9 protein-coding genes are annotated in these 15,700 nt (G+C 72.3%); 6 read left to right on the top strand and 3 right to left on the bottom strand.

Going from position 1 to position 15,700, the window contains the following annotated elements; translation table 11 throughout:
• Nucleotides 1-16 precede the first annotated feature (16 nt).
• The 4 genes from HTZ77_RS41725 to HTZ77_RS41740 are packed head-to-tail and all read left to right on the top strand — an operon-like array spanning nucleotide 17 to nucleotide 4,724.
• Nucleotides 17-1,300 carry an ABC transporter substrate-binding protein gene (locus HTZ77_RS41725; RefSeq protein WP_175595324.1) on the top strand — a complete coding sequence of 428 codons (1,284 nt, stop codon included), beginning with the start codon at nucleotides 17-19 and terminating at the stop codon, nucleotides 1,298-1,300.
• A gap of 4 nt (nucleotides 1,301-1,304) precedes the next feature.
• Nucleotides 1,305-2,234: a carbohydrate ABC transporter permease gene (locus HTZ77_RS41730; RefSeq protein ID WP_175595325.1), complete on the top strand. Its 930-nt coding sequence runs from the start codon at nucleotides 1,305-1,307 to the stop codon at nucleotides 2,232-2,234.
• Between the two features lie 10 nt (nucleotides 2,235-2,244).
• Complete coding sequence (locus HTZ77_RS41735) at nucleotides 2,245-3,066, top strand: carbohydrate ABC transporter permease (RefSeq protein ID WP_175595326.1); 822 nt, start codon at nucleotides 2,245-2,247, stop codon at nucleotides 3,064-3,066.
• Nucleotides 3,063-4,724 (top strand): amylo-alpha-1,6-glucosidase, encoded by a 1,662-nt coding sequence (locus tag HTZ77_RS41740; RefSeq protein ID WP_205304622.1) that lies wholly within the window; start codon nucleotides 3,063-3,065, stop codon nucleotides 4,722-4,724. Before HTZ77_RS41735 ends, HTZ77_RS41740 begins: the two co-directional genes overlap by 4 nt.
• 6 nt (nucleotides 4,725-4,730) lie before the next feature.
• Here HTZ77_RS41740 and HTZ77_RS41745 read toward each other — a convergent pair whose 3' ends face one another.
• Nucleotides 4,731-5,687, bottom strand: coding sequence for a LysR family transcriptional regulator (locus HTZ77_RS41745; protein WP_175595327.1), 957 nt, complete (start codon nucleotides 5,685-5,687; stop codon nucleotides 4,731-4,733).
• Between the two features lie 51 nt (nucleotides 5,688-5,738).
• A complete protein-coding gene (locus HTZ77_RS41750) occupies nucleotides 5,739-8,069 on the bottom strand; it encodes an ATP-binding protein (protein ID WP_175595328.1) in 2,331 nt (776 codons plus the stop codon).
• Nucleotides 8,070-8,215: 146 nt separating this feature from the next.
• On the opposite strand from HTZ77_RS41750, the gene HTZ77_RS41755 reads away from it, so the two are divergent.
• On the top strand, nucleotides 8,216-10,465 hold the full coding sequence (locus HTZ77_RS41755; RefSeq protein ID WP_328809080.1) for a M9 family metallopeptidase: 2,250 nt from the start codon (nucleotides 8,216-8,218) through the stop codon (nucleotides 10,463-10,465).
• 71 nt (nucleotides 10,466-10,536) lie between these two features.
• Here HTZ77_RS41755 and HTZ77_RS41760 read toward each other — a convergent pair whose 3' ends face one another.
• Nucleotides 10,537-14,499 carry a S8 family peptidase gene (locus HTZ77_RS41760; protein WP_175595329.1) on the bottom strand — a complete coding sequence of 1,321 codons (3,963 nt, stop codon included), beginning with the start codon at nucleotides 14,497-14,499 and terminating at the stop codon, nucleotides 10,537-10,539.
• A 189-nt stretch (nucleotides 14,500-14,688) separates the two neighbouring features.
• On the opposite strand from HTZ77_RS41760, the gene HTZ77_RS41765 reads away from it, so the two are divergent.
• Nucleotides 14,689-15,669 carry a helix-turn-helix transcriptional regulator gene (locus tag HTZ77_RS41765; RefSeq protein ID WP_175595330.1) on the top strand — a complete coding sequence of 327 codons (981 nt, stop codon included), beginning with the start codon at nucleotides 14,689-14,691 and terminating at the stop codon, nucleotides 15,667-15,669.
• Nucleotides 15,670-15,700 lie beyond the last annotated feature (31 nt).

Here is a 15,700-nt window from a genome sequence, read left to right on the forward strand (position 1 = left end):
GATCGAAGGAGCCACCATGAAGCGTGCGCTGACCGTCCTGGGCGCCCTCGCCCTCGCCACCACCGCCTGCAGCGGAAGCGGCGGGAACGTTCCTGGCGCGGGCACCGGCAAGGGCCCGGTGACCGTGCGCTGGTCCACCTGGGGATCGGCCGAGGACGTGAAGGTCTACGAGAAGTTCACCGAGGACTTCCAGCGACGCCACCCCGACATCCGGCTCAAGCTGGAGTCGGTCGCGAAGTACGAGGACTACCACCCCAAGCTGCTCACCCAGCTCACCAGCAAGACCGCGCCCGACGTGATCTTCGTGGGCGACGACTACATCGGCAAGTTCGTCTCCTCGGGCGTGATCACGCCTCTCGACGACAAGCTGGCCGGCCCCGACTCCAAGAGCCGCCCCGAGGACTTCTTCGACGGCGTGTACGGCGGTGCCAAGCGCGACGGCAAGATCTACGCCGTCCCGAACGACACCAACCCCGAGGTGCTCTGGTACGACAAGAAGGCGCTCAAGGACGCCGGCATCACCGAGGACCCGGCCACCCTCAACGAGAGCGGCCAGTGGACCATGCCGAAATATCTGGACATGAACGCCAAGCTCAAGGCCGCGGGCAAGGCCGGCTCCATCTTCTGGAACTGGTACGGCTCCACGTACTCGATGATCAACGGCTTCGGCGGCAAGGTCTGGGACGGCGGCAAGTTCGTCGCCACCACCGACACCAAGGCGCGCGAGGCGCTGAGCACGCTCGCCAAGGGCTACCAGGACAAGACGTTCCTCAGCGCCGACACGCTGCCCGACAGCAACGGCCCGAGCACCCAGTTCCTCAAGCACAAGGCCGGCTTCTACGCGGGCGGGCGCTGGGTGGTCGACTCCCTGCGCAAGGGCGGCGAGCTCGACGACTACGACATCGTGCCGTTCCCCTCGCCGACCGGCGACCCCATGCCGGGCGCGGTGGCCGCCTCCTACCTGGCACTCAACAAGGACACGAAGCTGCCCAAGGAGGCGTTCACGTTCCTGACCGAGTTCGTCGGCAAGGAGGGCCAGATGCTGCGGCTCCAGGGCGGCGGCGCCGTGCCGTCCGTCAAGGGCGCCGAGCAGGTCGTCCTCGCGGAGGGCTACCCCAAGCACGCCCAGACCTTCATCGACGTGCGCGACACCGGCTTCGCCAACTACCCCGAGGAGGTCGCGGTGCCCGGCCTCACGGCCGCCATCAACGAGCAGCTCCTGAAGGTGTGGAGCGGCAAGGTCGGCTTCGACCAGGGCATGACGGAGCTCCAGCAGCTCGTCCAGAGCAAGCTGGGCTGACGCCGTGGCAGTCCTCACCCGTGCCCGCCCCCGGGCGGGCCGGCGCCGGGCCCCCGGCGTGCGCAACCGGGACGGCTGGTGGGCGGCGTTCTTCCTCGCCCCGCAGGTCACGGCCCTGGCCGTGTTCCTGGTCTTCCCGCTCGGCTTCGCCGTGGTGCTGGCGTTCATGCGCTGGGACGGCCTCGGCCGCAAGGAGTGGGCCGGGCTGGACAACTTCGCCGCCCAGCTCTCCGACCCCGAGTTCGGCCTGGCGGTGTGGAACACGGTCAAGCTCGCCCTGCTCACCGTGCCTGTCGGCCTCGCCCTCGCGCTGCTCATCGCGCTCGCGCTGAACAACGTGCGCGGCGGCTCCTTCTACCGGGTGCTGTACTTCATGCCGGTGGTCACCAGCTCGGTGGCCGTCGCGCTGATGTGGCAGATCATCCTGGCCGGCGACGAGAGCGGCGTGCTCAACAACTCGCTGCGGAGCTGGTTCGGGCTCACCCCGCCCGACTGGCTCGGCGACACCGGCTGGGTGATCGTGTCCATCGCCGTGGTGACGATCTGGTCGTCGCTCGGCCTCAACGTGGTGATCTTCCTGGCGGGGCTGCAGACCATCCCGCCGCAGATCGTCGAGGCCGCGCGGATGGACGGCGCGGGCAGCCTGCGGATCTTCCGCTCGGTCATCCTGCCGCTGCTCTCGCCCACGATCTTCTTCTCCACGGTGGTCGCCGTGATCAGCTCGTTCCAGGCGTTCGACCAGATCTACGTGCTGGTGCGGCCGGAGGACAACGAGGGCGCCCGCACGATCGTCTACCAGGTCTACGAGCTGGGCTTCAAGGACTTCGAGTTCGGCATGAGCAGCGCCGCCGCGCTGATCCTGCTCGCCCTGACGCTGCTCGTGACGCTCGTCCAGTTCGCCGCGCAGAAGCGCCTGGTCCACTACGACTCGTGAGGGAGAGCTGATGCGACTCCGGCAGGCGGCCCTGCACGCCGCGCTCACGGCCGGCGGCCTGGCCATGGTGTTCCCGTTCGCCTGGATGCTGCTGACGTCGTTCAAAAGCGTGCGGCAGATGCTGAACGCCCCGCTCGACTGGCTGCCCCACCCCTGGCGCTGGCAGAACTACCCCGACGCGCTCGCGGCGATGCCGTTCGGCACCGCGTACTGGAACAGCTTCTACATCGCCGCGCTCAACGTCACGCTCACCCTGCTCACCTCCGCCATGGCGGCCTACGCCTTCGCCCGGATCCGCTTCCGCGGCTCGGGCGTGCTGTTCGTGGTGTTCCTGGCCACGCAGATGGTGCCGGCGCAGGTGACGGTCGTGCCGCTGTACCTCATGCTGGCCCGGTTCGGCTGGATCGACTCCCACCTGTCGCTCATCCTGCCCACGGTGGCCAACCCCTTCGCGGTGTTCCTGCTGCGCCAGTTCATCAGGGCCGTGCCCGTGGAGCTGGAGGAGGCGGCCCGCATCGACGGGGCGGGCCGCTGGCGGTGCTTCTGGAACGTGGTGCTGCCCAACATCCGCCCCGGCCTGGGCGCCCTGGGCATCATCGCCTTCCTGGCCTCGTGGAACTCGTTCTTCTTCCCCCTGATCTTCCTGAACTCGCCCGAGCTGGCCACCGTGCCGCTGCTGCTCAGCCAGTTCTCCGGGCAGCACACCGCGGTCGACTACGGGCTCATCCTGGCCGGGTCGGCGATCGCGGTGGTGCCCACGCTGATCGCCTTCCTGATCGGCCAGCGGAAGATCATCAACTCGATGGCCTCCTCCGGACTGGGCGGGCGATGATGCTGGACCTGCGCGAACGACCGTTCACCGACCGGGGGTCGCGGCTGCTGGTGATGGCCGCCGACGACGGCTCGCTGTGGATCGCCGCCGCCCGCTACGAGACGCCGCTGCGCGAGACGGCCGTCCTGACCGGCCTGCGGGTTCTCGCCGGCGACCGGGAGCTGCCCGTACGCCGGGCGCTGCCGGACCGGGTGGAGTTCGAGGGCGGCGCGGCCCTGGCCTTCGCCGGCCCCGACACGCTCGTGCTGACCGGCCCGCCGGGCGCCGGCCCGGCGGGCGGCGGCGGCAGCGACGGCGGTGTGCGTGCCGTGTGGGACGGCGGCCGGGCGCCCGTCGGCGACGGCCTCGTCCTGGTGGGCCCCGGCCGGGACGGCGCGCACGTGGCCGCCCCCGGCGGCCCGCCGCCCGACGGCCGGGCGGTCCTGGAAGCGGCCGCCGCGCGCTGGCGCGACTGGTTCGCCCGCATGCCCGCCGTCCCGTCCGGCCTGCGGGAGCGGGCCGAGCAGGCGTGGTGGACGCTCGCCGTCAACCTCGTGCCGATCCAGGGCCGCGAGTCGCTGATCCCGTCCAAGTACGGCTACGTCGGCCTGTGGAACTGGGACTCCTACTTCCACGCCATCGCCCTCCGGCACGCCGACCCGGGCCTGGCCAGGGAGCAGATCCGCATCCTGCTCGACCACCAGCGCCCCGACGGGCTGATCCCCGACGTGGTCCACGACCACGGGGTGCTGGCCGAGACCACCGACCTGCCCCGCTCCGACCTGGCCCGGCTGGCGCAGCACGTCGGCGGGCCACCGGTCCGGGAGGCCGTGCCGGTCACCAAGCCGCCGCTCACCGCCTGGGCCGTGTGGAAGATCCACCAGGCCGACCCCGACCCGGGCTTCCTCGCCGAGGTGTACGAGCCGCTGGTCCGGGCGCAGGAGTGGTGGTTCACCCGCTCCGACCCCGACGGCGACGGCCTGGCCGAGTACCTGCACCCGTACTCCTCGGGCCTGGACGACAGCCCGATCTGGGACGGCGGGCCGCGGGCCGAGCCGCCCGACCTCAACTCCTACCTCGCCCTGCAGTACGACCGGCTCGGCGACATCGCCGCCGCGCTCGGCCGCGACCCGGGGGAGTGGCGGGACAGGGCCCAGGCGCTCGTGGACCGCATGGTGGCGCGGCGGTGGACCGGCACGCGTTTCGTCACCCTGGTCGGCGGGCGGGAGGCGGACGTCCGCACCCCGCTGGAGCTGCTGCCGCTGCTGACCGGGCGGCTGCCGGCCGACGTCGCCGACCGGCTCGTGGCCGACCTGCGCTCGCCGAGCTTCTGGGGCGAGCGGCCGGTGCCCACGGTCGCCTTCGACGACCCCCGCTTCGACCCCGACGCCATGTGGCGCGGACCGGTCTGGCTCAACGTCAACTACCTGCTCATCGAGGGCCTGCGCCGGTCGGGCCACCCCGCGACGGCCCGCGAGCTGCGCGAGCGCACGCTGGCGATGGTCCGCGACGGCGGCGGCCTGTACGAGTACTGGAACCCGCTGACGGGCCGCCGGGCGGGCCGGGCGACGAGCGGGTTCGGCTGGTCGGCCGCCCTGTTCCTGGACCTCGCCCACGACAGTCTGGCCGACTCCGCCGACGGGGAGGGCCGGACCGGCGCCGCCGCACGCGAGGGGTGACGGCGTTCAGACGACGGGGTGGGACTCCGGATGGGCGTCCCACCACTTCCGGAACGCCGGGTTGTCGTCCACGTGGTCGGCGAAGGCGGCGGCGAACCCGCGATACAGCGCGGCCGCGTCCGCCGGTCCCAGGCGGTCGCGGCGCCAGGCCACGGTGAGCCGCGCCACCTGGGGCTCACCGACCAGCGGCAGCACCACCGTGCCCTCCGGCGCGGGCCAGGTGGGATCGACGAGGCGCACCCCGTGCCCCGCCGCCACCAGGGGCCGACCGGCCCCGCTCGGCGCGTCGTAGCGGATGTCCGGCTCGAAGCCCGCCGCGCGGCAGGACGCGCGCAGCGCCGCCAGCGAGCCGTCGTCGCCGCCCGGCGGGCTGATCCACCGCTCCCGCGCCAGGTCGGCGAGCCGTACGGCGGCGCCGCCGGCCAGCGGGTGCGCCGCCGACAGCGCCACGAAGATGGGATGGCGGGGGATGAGCGTGCGCGTGACGACGGGGGAGCGCAGCGCGATCTCGGTCCCCTCGATCACGCCCAGGAGGGCCGCGTCGAGCTCGCCGTGGGCCAGGGCGTCGGCCAGCAACGCCGTGGACGGCTCGATCCACAGCGACACGGCACGCCCGGGCAGCGCCTCGCCGACCCGCTCGACGACGCTCGCGACGCACGCCAGGTGGTTGCAGCCGAGCCTGAGCGCCGCGGACGGCGCGTGCCTCCCGCGCAGGTCGTGGACGAGCGCGTCCACCTCGTGGAGCACGATCCGGGCTCGGGCGACGACCTGGTGACCCAGTGGGGTCGGCCTGGTGCCCGTGCGGGAGCGGGCGAAGAGCTCGCCCCCGAGCAGCTCCTCGATCTGGCGGAGCTGGTGGGTGGCCGCGGGCTGGGACAGCTCCAGACGCGCGGCCGCCCTGGTGAGGCTGCCGGTCTCGGCGATGGCGCAGACCAGGCGGAGGTGTCTCAGGTCAAGGTCCACAATCAGGAGTATGTGACATACGACAACCAGCTTCCATAGGGCGACAAATCCCTATTCATCCGGATCCTGCTTGCTGACCCAGACCGCGACCTGGGTACGCGAGTCGACCCCGAGCTTGCCGAGGATGTGTTCGACATGTCCCTCGGCGGTGCGCTGGGCGATCATCAGGGACCTCCCGATCTCCTTGTTGCTCAGCCCCTGGGCGACCAGCCGGGCGATCTGCGTCTCCCGCGCCGTGAGCGGCGCCAGCCGGTCGGGCCCGGCCGGCGAACCGGGGCCGGCCGGCTCCTCGTCCAGGGCGTACGCCAGCGCCTCGTCGTAGCCCAGCTCGGCGCCCCGGGCGAACTCCGCGTGGAACGCCGGCTCGCCGACGGCGTGCCGGGCCCGGGATCTCGACTGCTCGGCGTGCGCGGCGGAATGAAGGTATCCGGAGGGCGGGGGATCGCCGACCCTCGCCCAGAGCGTGTCCAGGATCCCGTACAGCCGGGCCGCCCGTTGCAGCCGTCCTTGCGTCGTGGCGATCCAGGCCAGGATCTCCAGATCCAGGCCGACGCCCCGCTGGTCGCGCAGCGAGCGGTTGAAGCGCAGCGCCTCCGACACCAGCGCGGCCGCGTGCCGGGCGTCCCCCCGTTCGCAGACCGCGACGCCCAGCACCGCCAGCGTGTACGCCTTGTGCCAGCCCAGCCCGTGCCGGTCGCAGACGGCCAGCGACTCCTTCCCGATGGAGACGGCGAGCGCGCGTTCTCCCGTGGAGCGGTGGGCGACGCAGAGCCGGATGAGCGCCTCCACGACGCCCACCGGGTCGTCCACGGCGCGGAAGCGGCGCACCGCGTCGTCGAGGAGGGGGATGGCGGCGACGGGGTCCTCCCGCCCCAGGGCCAGCAGCCCCTCGCCCAGCGCGATGTAGGCGAGGGCCATCGGGTCCCGGCGGTCGTCCGCCAGGGTCCGGCATTCCCGCAGCACCGCCTCGGCGGAGGCGATGTCCGCCTGGATGATGGCCAGGACGCCGTCGGTCCACAGCGCCCGGACGCGGACGTCGCCGGGCTCCGTCTCGGCCGCCAGCCCCCGTTCCAGCCAGGCGCGGCCTTCCCCCAGGTAGACGCCGTTGACCCAGTGGTACATCAGGTCGGCCGCCATGGCCAGGCCGGTCCGCGCCTGCCCGGGCTCGGTGTGGCAGTACTCCAGGGCGAGCCGCAGGTTCGCGTGGTCGGCGCCGAGGCGGGCGAGCCAGGACACCTGTTCCGGGCTCGATATCCGGGCCCGGGTCTCGCTCGCCAGCCGGCGGTAGTGATCGCGATGTCGCCGGCGCAGCGCCGCCGCCTGCCCGGACTCCTCCAGCCGTTCCCGCCCGTAGTCGCGGATGGTCTCCAGGATCCGGTACCGGACGGACTCCCCGTCGTGCTCCGAGATCAGGATCGACTTGTCGACCAGGCTGCTCAGCAGGTCGACGACGTCGTCTGCGGCGATCCCGTCGCCGCCGCACACCGCCTCCGCCGCCTCCAGGTCGAGGCTCCCCGCGAAGATCGACAGGCGGGACCACAGCAGACGCTCCTCGTCCGTGCACAGCCCGTGGCTCCAGTCGATCAACGCGCGCAGCGTCCGATGATGAGCCGGCCGGGCCCCCGCGGCGGGGAGCAGCCCGAACCGGTCCTCCAACTGGGCGAGCACCTGCTCCAGCGCGAGGGTCCGCAACTGCGCGGCCGCCAGTTCGAGGGCGAGCGGGATCCCGTCGAGGCGGCGGCAGATCTCGACCACCGCGTCGCCGTTGGCCTCCGTGACGGCGAAACCGGGCGCGGCGGCCTCGGCCCGCTCCGCGAACAACCGCGGCGCCTCGGAGCGGGCGAGCTGACCGGCCGGCGGCCGGGCGCCGGGCGGCAGTCCGAGGGGCGGCACTTCCAGCAGCCGCTCGCCGGGAACCCGCAGCGACTGCCGGCTGGTCGCGATGATCCGCAGATCCGGCGCCGACCGCAGGACCGTCCGCGCCACGGCGGCGCACTCGCCGACCAGGTGCTCGCAGTTGTCGAGGATCATCAGCAGCCGCTTGTCCTTCAGGTGGCCGGTGAGGACCTCCAGCGGCGGGCGGGCGGTGTGGTCGCGGACCCCGAGCGCCTCGACGATCGCCGGCGCCAGGAGTTCCCGGCTGCGCAGCGCGGCGAGGTCGACCATCCACACGCCGTCCGGGAACGCGCCGCCCAGCGTCGCCGCGGCTCGTGCGGCCAGTCTCGTCTTGCCGACGCCGCCCGGGCCCGTCAGCGTCACGACGGGCGCGGCCGACAGCATCCGCCTGATCTGGGCGATCTCCCGCCGGCGTCCGACGAAGCTCGTACGTTCCGCCGGGAGCCCGTGGGTGCGCCCCCGCGTCCCGGTGCCCCTCGTCCCCATCTCCCAAGAGTTACCCGACCTGTCACCCCTACGCCTCCCGGGGGTCATCCACGAGATTTATGGGAGCGCTGATGACTGCGCGGTGATCGCCGCACTGACACTCGAAGCGGCCGCGAACCCGTCCGAACACCCCCCAGGAGGTTCCCGTGCGCCGCCTCTTAGCCCTGATGGCCGCCTGCGTCGTCGCCTGCTCGCTGACCTCGGCGCCCGCGCGGGCGCAGGTCGAACCGCCCCCGTCCCTCCCCGCCGCCACCACGTCCCAGGACGACGCGCCGCACGTGCGCAAGACCCGGCTGGACCTGGCCGACCGCCCGCCCCGGCCGGCCGCCGCCGACGCGCTCCGCAAGGACTACGACGAGCCCGCCAGCGCGCCGCAGCATCCCCGGCCGTCGGCCCGGACCAGCGCCAAGGCGGCCGCCGCGGCGTGCAGCGTGGCCGACTTCACCAGCCGCTCCGGCAGCGCCCTGGTGCAGCAGATCAAGGCGAGCACCACCGACTGCGTCAACACGCTGTTCAACCTGACCGGCGCCGACGCCTACCACGCCTTCCGCGAGGCGCAGATGACGACCGTCGCCTATGCCCTGCGCGACAACGCCGCCTCCTACCCGGGCGACAACACCACCTCGACCGCGCAACTGGTCCTCTACCTGCGGGCCGGCTACTACGTGCAGTGGTACCACCCCACCGACGTCGGCGCCTACGGCCAGGCGCTCGCCACGGCCGTCCAGGCCGGCCTCGACGCGTTCTTCGCCGCCGCCCGAGCCTGGACGGTCAGCGACGCCAACGGCGAGGTGCTGGCCGAGGCGGTCACCCTGATCGACAGCGCCCAGCAGAACGCGCGTTACCTCTACGTCGTCAAGCGCCTGCTCAACGGCTACGACAGCTCCTACGACGCCTCCTGGTGGATGCTCAACGCGGTCAACAACGTCTACACCGTGCTCTTCCGCGGCCACCAGGTGCCCGCGTTCGTCAGCGCCGTCCAGGCGGACACCAGCGTGATCAGCACCCTGCGTTCGTTCGCGGCCGGCCACCTGTCGCTGCTGGGCACCGCCCGCGGCTACCTGACCTCCAACGCGGGACGGGAGCTCGGCCGCTTCCTGCAGCACCAGCCCCTGCTCGCCACGGTGCGGCCGCTGGCCAAGGACCTGCTCGGGCGCAGCTCCATCACCGGCCCGACCGCCGCGCTGTGGGTGGGCGTCGCCGAGATGACCGACGCCTACGACAAGGCCGACTGCGCCTACTACGACACGTGCGACCTGCAGCGGCGCCTGGCCGACAGCGTGCTCCCGATCAACCACACGTGCAGCGCCGGCATCAGGATCCGCGCCCAGGACATGACCTCGGGCCAGCTCTCGGGCACCTGCGCCAGCCTGGCGAACCAGGACGCCTACTTCCACAACCTGGTCAGGGACAACGGCCCCGTCGCGGGTGACGGCAACACCAGCATCGAGGTGGTGGTGTTCGACTCCAGCGCCGACTACCAGACCTACGCCGGCCCCATGTTCGGCATCGACACCAACAACGGCGGCATGTACCTGGAGGGCGACCCGTCCGCGGCGGGCAACCAGCCGCGCTTCATCGCCTACGAGGCCGAGTGGCTGCGCCCGGACTTCCAGATCTGGAACCTCAACCACGAGTACACCCACTACCTCGACGGCCGCTACGACATGTACGGCGACTTCGACGCCGGGGTCAGCACGCCGACGATCTGGTGGATCGAGGGCTTCGCCGAGTACGTCTCCTACTCCTACCGCAAGCAGACCTACGACGCCGCCATCACCGAGGCGGGCAGGCGCACCTACGCCCTCAGCACGTTGTGGGACACCACCTACGCGCACGACACCACCCGCATCTACCGCTGGGGCTACCTGGCCGTCCGCTACATGTTCGACAAGCACCCCGGCGACCTGTCCACACTGCTCGGCCACTACCGGACCGGCGCCTGGAGCACCGCCCGGTCGTTCCTGACCGGCTCGATCGGCAGCCGCTACGACACCGACTGGTACACCTGGCTGGCCGCCTGCGCCTCGGGCGCCTGCGCCGGCGGGGACGGCGGCGGCTCCGCCCCCGAGTGCACAGGCGCGGACACCCGGCAACTGGACCGCGGCTGCAGGCGGAGCAACCTGTCGGCCGCCCAGAACGACTACGCCTACCTCTTCCTGTACCTGCCCGCCGGCGTCTCCCGGCTGACCATCACGGCCTCCGGCGGCACCGGCAACGCCGACCTCTACTACAACCCCACCGGCTGGGCCACCACCGGCTCCTACGCCCAGCGGTCCACCGCCTCGGGCAACGCGGAGACCCTGACCGTCACCAACCCGCCCGCCGGCTACGTCTACATCAGCCTGTACGGCGCGGCGAGCTTCTCCGGCGCCGCCGTCACGACCGACTACTGACGCGCCGGTCGTGGCGGGGACGGGCTCGCCCCGTCCCCGCCACGACGTCGGTCACCTCACGAGACAGCCGGTCACTTCACCAGATAGGCGTCGGAGAGGACCTGCTGGACGGAGTTCCCGTCCCTGTCCTTCGCCTCCACCTTGACCGACACGCTGCCCGGGCCCTTGGGGTTGAGCACGAGCACCCGGTCACCGGGCAGCACGGCGGCCTTCGTCCAGTGCGCGCCCTTGTCGCCGGAGACCCAGGCGGCCCGCAGCGACGGCGACCGGCCGCCCTCCGGCGTGACGGTGAAGGTGAACGGCCTGCCGCCCTGGACCGTGTCGTCCCCCGGCAGCCCGAGGTCGTACCGCAGCCGGATCAGCGGCACCTGGGCGCACGGCTGCTTGTCGTCCCACAGCACGGTGTCCAGACAGGGGAGCGGGGAGCCGGCGCTCGCCGGGCGGGCCGAGCGGAACGTCCAGGTGGTCTCCACGCCCGTGCCAGGATGCTTGCCGGAGAAGGCGTCCTTCCACGAGTCCGTCAGCCGGTACGTGCCCGGCCCGGCGGGGACGGTGTAGTAGGGCACGCCCAGGTCGTCGTACTCCTGCTTGACCTCGGCCGCGCCGTTGAACAGGTGGATCTCCTCCTCGCCCCACGCGCCCTGATAGCTGTGGCTCGGGTTCGAGGCGTCGGAGTAGTAGCCGAAGCCGAGCGGGGAGAGCGCCCGCAGCCGCAGCCGGTCGCCCTGGCGGCAGCCGTCGCAGTAGAAGCTCTGGCCGATCCAGTCCGGCACGTGGGGGCCGTCCGTGAGCTGGGCGGGCATGATGGCCTCGTTCCAGTCCTCACGCTCCTGGCCGGCGCGGGTGAAGCCGCGGAAGGAGGTGGCGTGCCGCTCACCGCCCGAGGCGGGGTCGTAGAAGGTGTAGGCCCGCTCCCACAGCACGTCGCCGCCCGTGGTGTTGTAGTACTCGGTCCGGGCCGCGGGCGCGGCGAAGGAGTGCGAGCCGCGCACGCTGAGCCGCTGCTCGTCGGTGAAGGTGTGGCTGACCTCGTTGAAGTTCGAGGTCGGCCCCCACGCGCCCGGCTGCGGGGCGAACTGGGCGTGGTAGGTGGTGTCGATCGCGGTGAGGTCGCGGGCCTTCGGCGCGAAGCGGAGACGGCCCGCCGTGGTGCCCTTCACGTAGTCGACCAGCTTGTACTCGAACGGGGTGGTCGGCGTGACGTGCAGCGCCGCGCTCGGGTACGGCTTGCGGGCCAGGACCTTGCCCAGCCGGTCGGCCTCGCCGTTGTCCAGCCACAGCACCGGGATCTTGTTCTGGGCCGTGTACGGCTCGGCGCTGAGCAGCCAGGCGAACCGGTCGCTGGTGACCACGCCCGCGGCCCCCGCCTTGATGGCCAGGTCCAGGTCGGTCAGCAGGAGCTGGAGCGAGTCCCGGGCCGGCAGGTAGACGAGCCGGCCCCGGACGTCGCCGCCGGCGCGCAGGTCGTCGCCCGTGGTGAGGTTCAGGCGCCGGTCGGAGGCGAACTTCGGCACCAGCGCGTCGTGCTCGCTGACGTAGCGCGGGTTGAGCGAGACGCCGGGCACGCTCAGCTCCACCTCGGGGGCGCGGCGGACCTGGTCGAACAGCATCATGAACGTGCCCACCGTGGGCGCCTTGGTGACCGGCGTGACCCAGTACCGGCCCCTGAGGGCCGGCTCGTAGCTGAGCACCGAGGCGCCCGCGTACATGCGGCCCCCGGCGGTCGTGCGGGCGAAGTTCACGTTGAGGAACACCGGCTCCGACGGGCGCGGCGTGCTGATCTCCAGCGGCTCGGCCTTGGTCGCGTCCATGGTGACCGTGGTGTCGGCGTCGAGCTTGAGCTCGGGGACGGTGAGGAAGCCGTACTGGAGGTTGCGGTCGGGCCTGCTGTACCACCAGGGCGTCTCGCCGATGTAGTAGACGCCGCCGTGGGCGAGCCTGAGCTCGGTCTCCAGGACGCCGGGCGTGTCGGTGGTCCGCCAGTTCTCGGTCCACGTGGCCGTCGGCTCGCCCTCGAGCAGCGGGTCGGTGTCGCTGATCCGCGCGGCGGACACCGCACCAGGGTTGATCGTCCACTCCGGACGGCCGACGAACCTGACCTTCAGGGTGTGCATCCTGGCCTGCTTGCGGAACGCGATCGGCGCCGTCAGCCGGGTCGTGCCGGCGGTGGCCGTCAGGCGTCCCTCGTACCAGCCGGGCTCGCCCAGCGTGGGCTCGACGGTGAGGTCCGCGGTCGCGGTGCCGCCCGCCGGGACGGTCAGCGACGACGGCGTCAGCGTGGCCATCCCGGCCGGCGGCTGCGCGTCGCCGTGCTTCAGCGCCAGCGACAGGTTCAGGGTGACCGGCTCCTTGCCGGTGTTGCGGAAGGTCACCTTCCTGGTCATCGTCTGGCCGGTGTACGGGTCGGTGAACCCCGCGTAGACCGACGCCACGTCGTCGAAGACCTGCTGGGTGACGGCCTGCCCGATGTCCAGCCGGCCCGCGCCCTGGTCGTAGACCGTGGCGTCGCCCGGCTTCGCGGTCGCGGTCAGCGCGGTCTTGAGCTGCTCGGGCGTCCAGTCGGGGTGCTGGGCGGACAGGATGCCCGCGGCGGCCGCCACGTGCGGGCTCGCCATCGAGGTGCCGGACGCCGCCGTGTAGTGCTCGTCGATCGGGCCGCCGCCCGGGACGCTGCTGCCCTCGCCCAGCGAGGTGCCGGCCGCGCGCGCCGCGACGATGTTCACGCCGGGCGCGGTGATCTCGGGCTTGATCGCGAAGTCCTCGCTCAGGCGGGGGCCGCGGCTGGAGAACGAGGCGATCTTGTCGGAGGAGTCGACCGCGCCGACGGTGAGCGCCGAGGCGGCCGCGCCGGGGGAGGCGATGGTGTAGCGGCCGGGGCCCGCGTTGCCCGCGGCGACCACGAACAGCGTGCCGTACGCGGCGGTCAGCTCGTTGGCGGCCTGGCTCAGCGGGTCGGTGCCGTCGGTCGGGTTGCTGCTGCCCAGGCTCATGTTGACCACGCGGACGTGCTGGGTGGCAGCCTGCCACTGCATCGCCGCGATGATCTCGGAGTTGTTGCCGCTGCCCGTGTCGTCCAGCGCCTTGGCGATGGTGAGCCGGGCTCCGGGCGCGACGCCCTTGTACGTGCCGCCCGAGGCGGCGCCGCTGCCCGCGATGATGGACGCCACGTGGGTGCCGTGGCCGACGCGGTCGGTCACCTCGTCGGCGTTGCCGCCACCGGGGCTGCCCGCGGGGACGAAGTTGCGGGAAGCGACGATCCGGCCCTGCAGGTCGGGGTGGGCGGCGTCGACGCCGGAGTCGATGACGCCGACCTTCGCGCCCGTCCCGTCGAACCCGGCTGCCCAGGCCGTGGGCGCGCCGATCTGCGGGTTGCTGACGTCGTCGAGCGCCTTGACCTTGCCGTCGAGCCACACCTTGCGCAGGTCGCCGGTCAGGGCCCGGGCGGTGGCCTGGCCTCCTCCGCCGAGGGACTGCCAGAAGGCGGTGGCCTGCTTCTTGTCCACCTTGATCGCGGCGCCGTCGATGCTCTCCAGCACCATCGGGTCCGAGCCGCCCTTCAGCGCCCTGGCCTTGCCCGCCAGGTCGCCCGTCCTGGTCCGGGCGTGGTACTGGACGATGAGCGGGATCTTCGGGGACCTGGCGTCGGCGTAGCCGTTGGCCGCCAGGTAGTCGACGTTGAACAGCTCCTTGTCCAGGAGCCCCTTGGCGAGGTAAGGCCCGGCGTCAGCGGGGATGACGTAGTAGCCGTGCTCGTCCTGCTGAGCCTGGTACGTCCGCGCCTCCCCGGCCGCGCCGGGCTCCAGGGTGGCCGACGCGCGGCCCGCGGCGTCCTTCGCGTAGACGACGGTGTCGCCGGTGATCAGGGTGATCTTGACCGGCGGTATGGCCTTCACCGGCGCGTTCGTGGTCGCGGCCGGAGGTGTGAACGTTTTTACGGTCGCCGCGTCGGCCGTTTCCGGGACCGCGACGAGCGGCACGGCGAGAACAGCCCCGAGTAAGGCCACGAGTCCGCGGCGCCGGGGGGATGGCAGCATGCGCACAACTTTCTCCAGACATGGGAAACACGGCCATCGTCGCCCGCGCGCGATGGAGATCGTTTCAACGCTGACCTAATCTGGTGATCAGTCAGGGCACAAGTCCGCCGGACGGGCCAAAACCCGCCAGGTGGCGGTAACCCGCCAGCGCCGCCCGGCATCGTGCGGCGGGAGAAGGGGGGCGCGCCGATGCTCGAAGCGATCGGCCTGTCACCGGCCGAGAGCCGCCTGTACGCGACGCTCGTCGAGAACCCGCGCTCGTCCGCCGCCGAGCTGGCCCCGCTCTGCGGCGTCTCGACGCTGCTGGCGGCCCGCACGCTGGCGGCCTTCGCGCGGCGCGGCCTGGCCAGCAGGCTGCCCGGCCGCCGCGCCCGCTACGTCGCCGTCGCCCCCGACATCGCGATCAGGCCGCTGCTCACCCGCCAGGAGGAGGAGCTGCACCGGGTGCGCACGGCGATCCACGAGCTCACCTCGTCCTTCCACCTGGCCTCGCGCTACGCGACCCACCCGGCCGAGCAGGTCGAGGTGGTCACGGGCACCGACAACATCATCAGCCGGGCGTACGCGCTGCAGGACAGCGCCCAGACGATGTTCCGCAACATCGACAAGCCGCCGTACGTCATGCGCGACCACGGCGACAACGTGGAGCGGGAGCGGCGGATGCTCCGGTCCGGCATCGACTACCGCAGCGTGTACGACCTGGAGTCGCTGGCCGTCCCGGGCAAGCTGCGGCTCGTCCAGGACTCGATGGCGCGCGGCGAGAAGGCCCGGGTGGTGGCCGACGCGGCGGCCAAGATGTGGATCGCCGACGACGCGGTCGCGCTGATCCCCATCCGCAACGGGGCGTACGCGATCGACGCGGCGTTCATCCTGCACCAGTCGGCCCTGCTCGACGCGCTGATCGCCCTGTTCGAACGGGAGTGGGGCCGCGGCTTCCCCTTACGCGCCACCCCCGCGTCCGCGTCCGCGTCGGCCGTCGCGGAGCCCGACGAGCTGACCAGGGAACTGCTCTCGCTCCTGGCCGGGGGCCTGACGGACGAGGCCATCGCCCGCGCCCTGGGGCTGGGCCTGCGCACGGTGCAGCGCCGCATCCACGCGGTGATGCGCGACCTGAACGCCATCACCCGCTTCCAGGCCGGCCTGGCGGCCCGGGAACGCGGCTGGATCTAGCGGCCGGATCCGGAATTTCCGACGAAAGACA

This window comes from Nonomuraea montanisoli (assembly GCF_013363975.1).
Taxonomy (GTDB): Bacteria; Actinomycetota; Actinomycetes; order Streptosporangiales; family Streptosporangiaceae; genus Nonomuraea; species Nonomuraea montanisoli.

Bases quoted from the DNA above. Each gene is read 5' to 3' on its own strand.
- HTZ77_RS41725 (WP_175595324.1), top strand. From the start codon at position 17: ATGAAGCGTGCGCTGACCGTCCTGGGCGCCCTCGCCCTCGCCACCACC.
- HTZ77_RS41735 (WP_175595326.1), top strand. From the start codon at position 2,245: ATGCGACTCCGGCAGGCGGCCCTGCACGCCGCGCTCACGGCCGGCGGC.
- HTZ77_RS41740 (WP_205304622.1), top strand. From the start codon at position 3,063: ATGATGCTGGACCTGCGCGAACGACCGTTCACCGACCGGGGGTCGCGG.
- HTZ77_RS41750 (WP_175595328.1), bottom strand. From the start codon at position 8,069: ATGGGGACGAGGGGCACCGGGACGCGGGGGCGCACCCACGGGCTCCCG.
- HTZ77_RS41760 (WP_175595329.1), bottom strand. From the start codon at position 14,499: ATGCTGCCATCCCCCCGGCGCCGCGGACTCGTGGCCTTACTCGGGGCT.
- HTZ77_RS41765 (WP_175595330.1), top strand. From the start codon at position 14,689: ATGCTCGAAGCGATCGGCCTGTCACCGGCCGAGAGCCGCCTGTACGCG.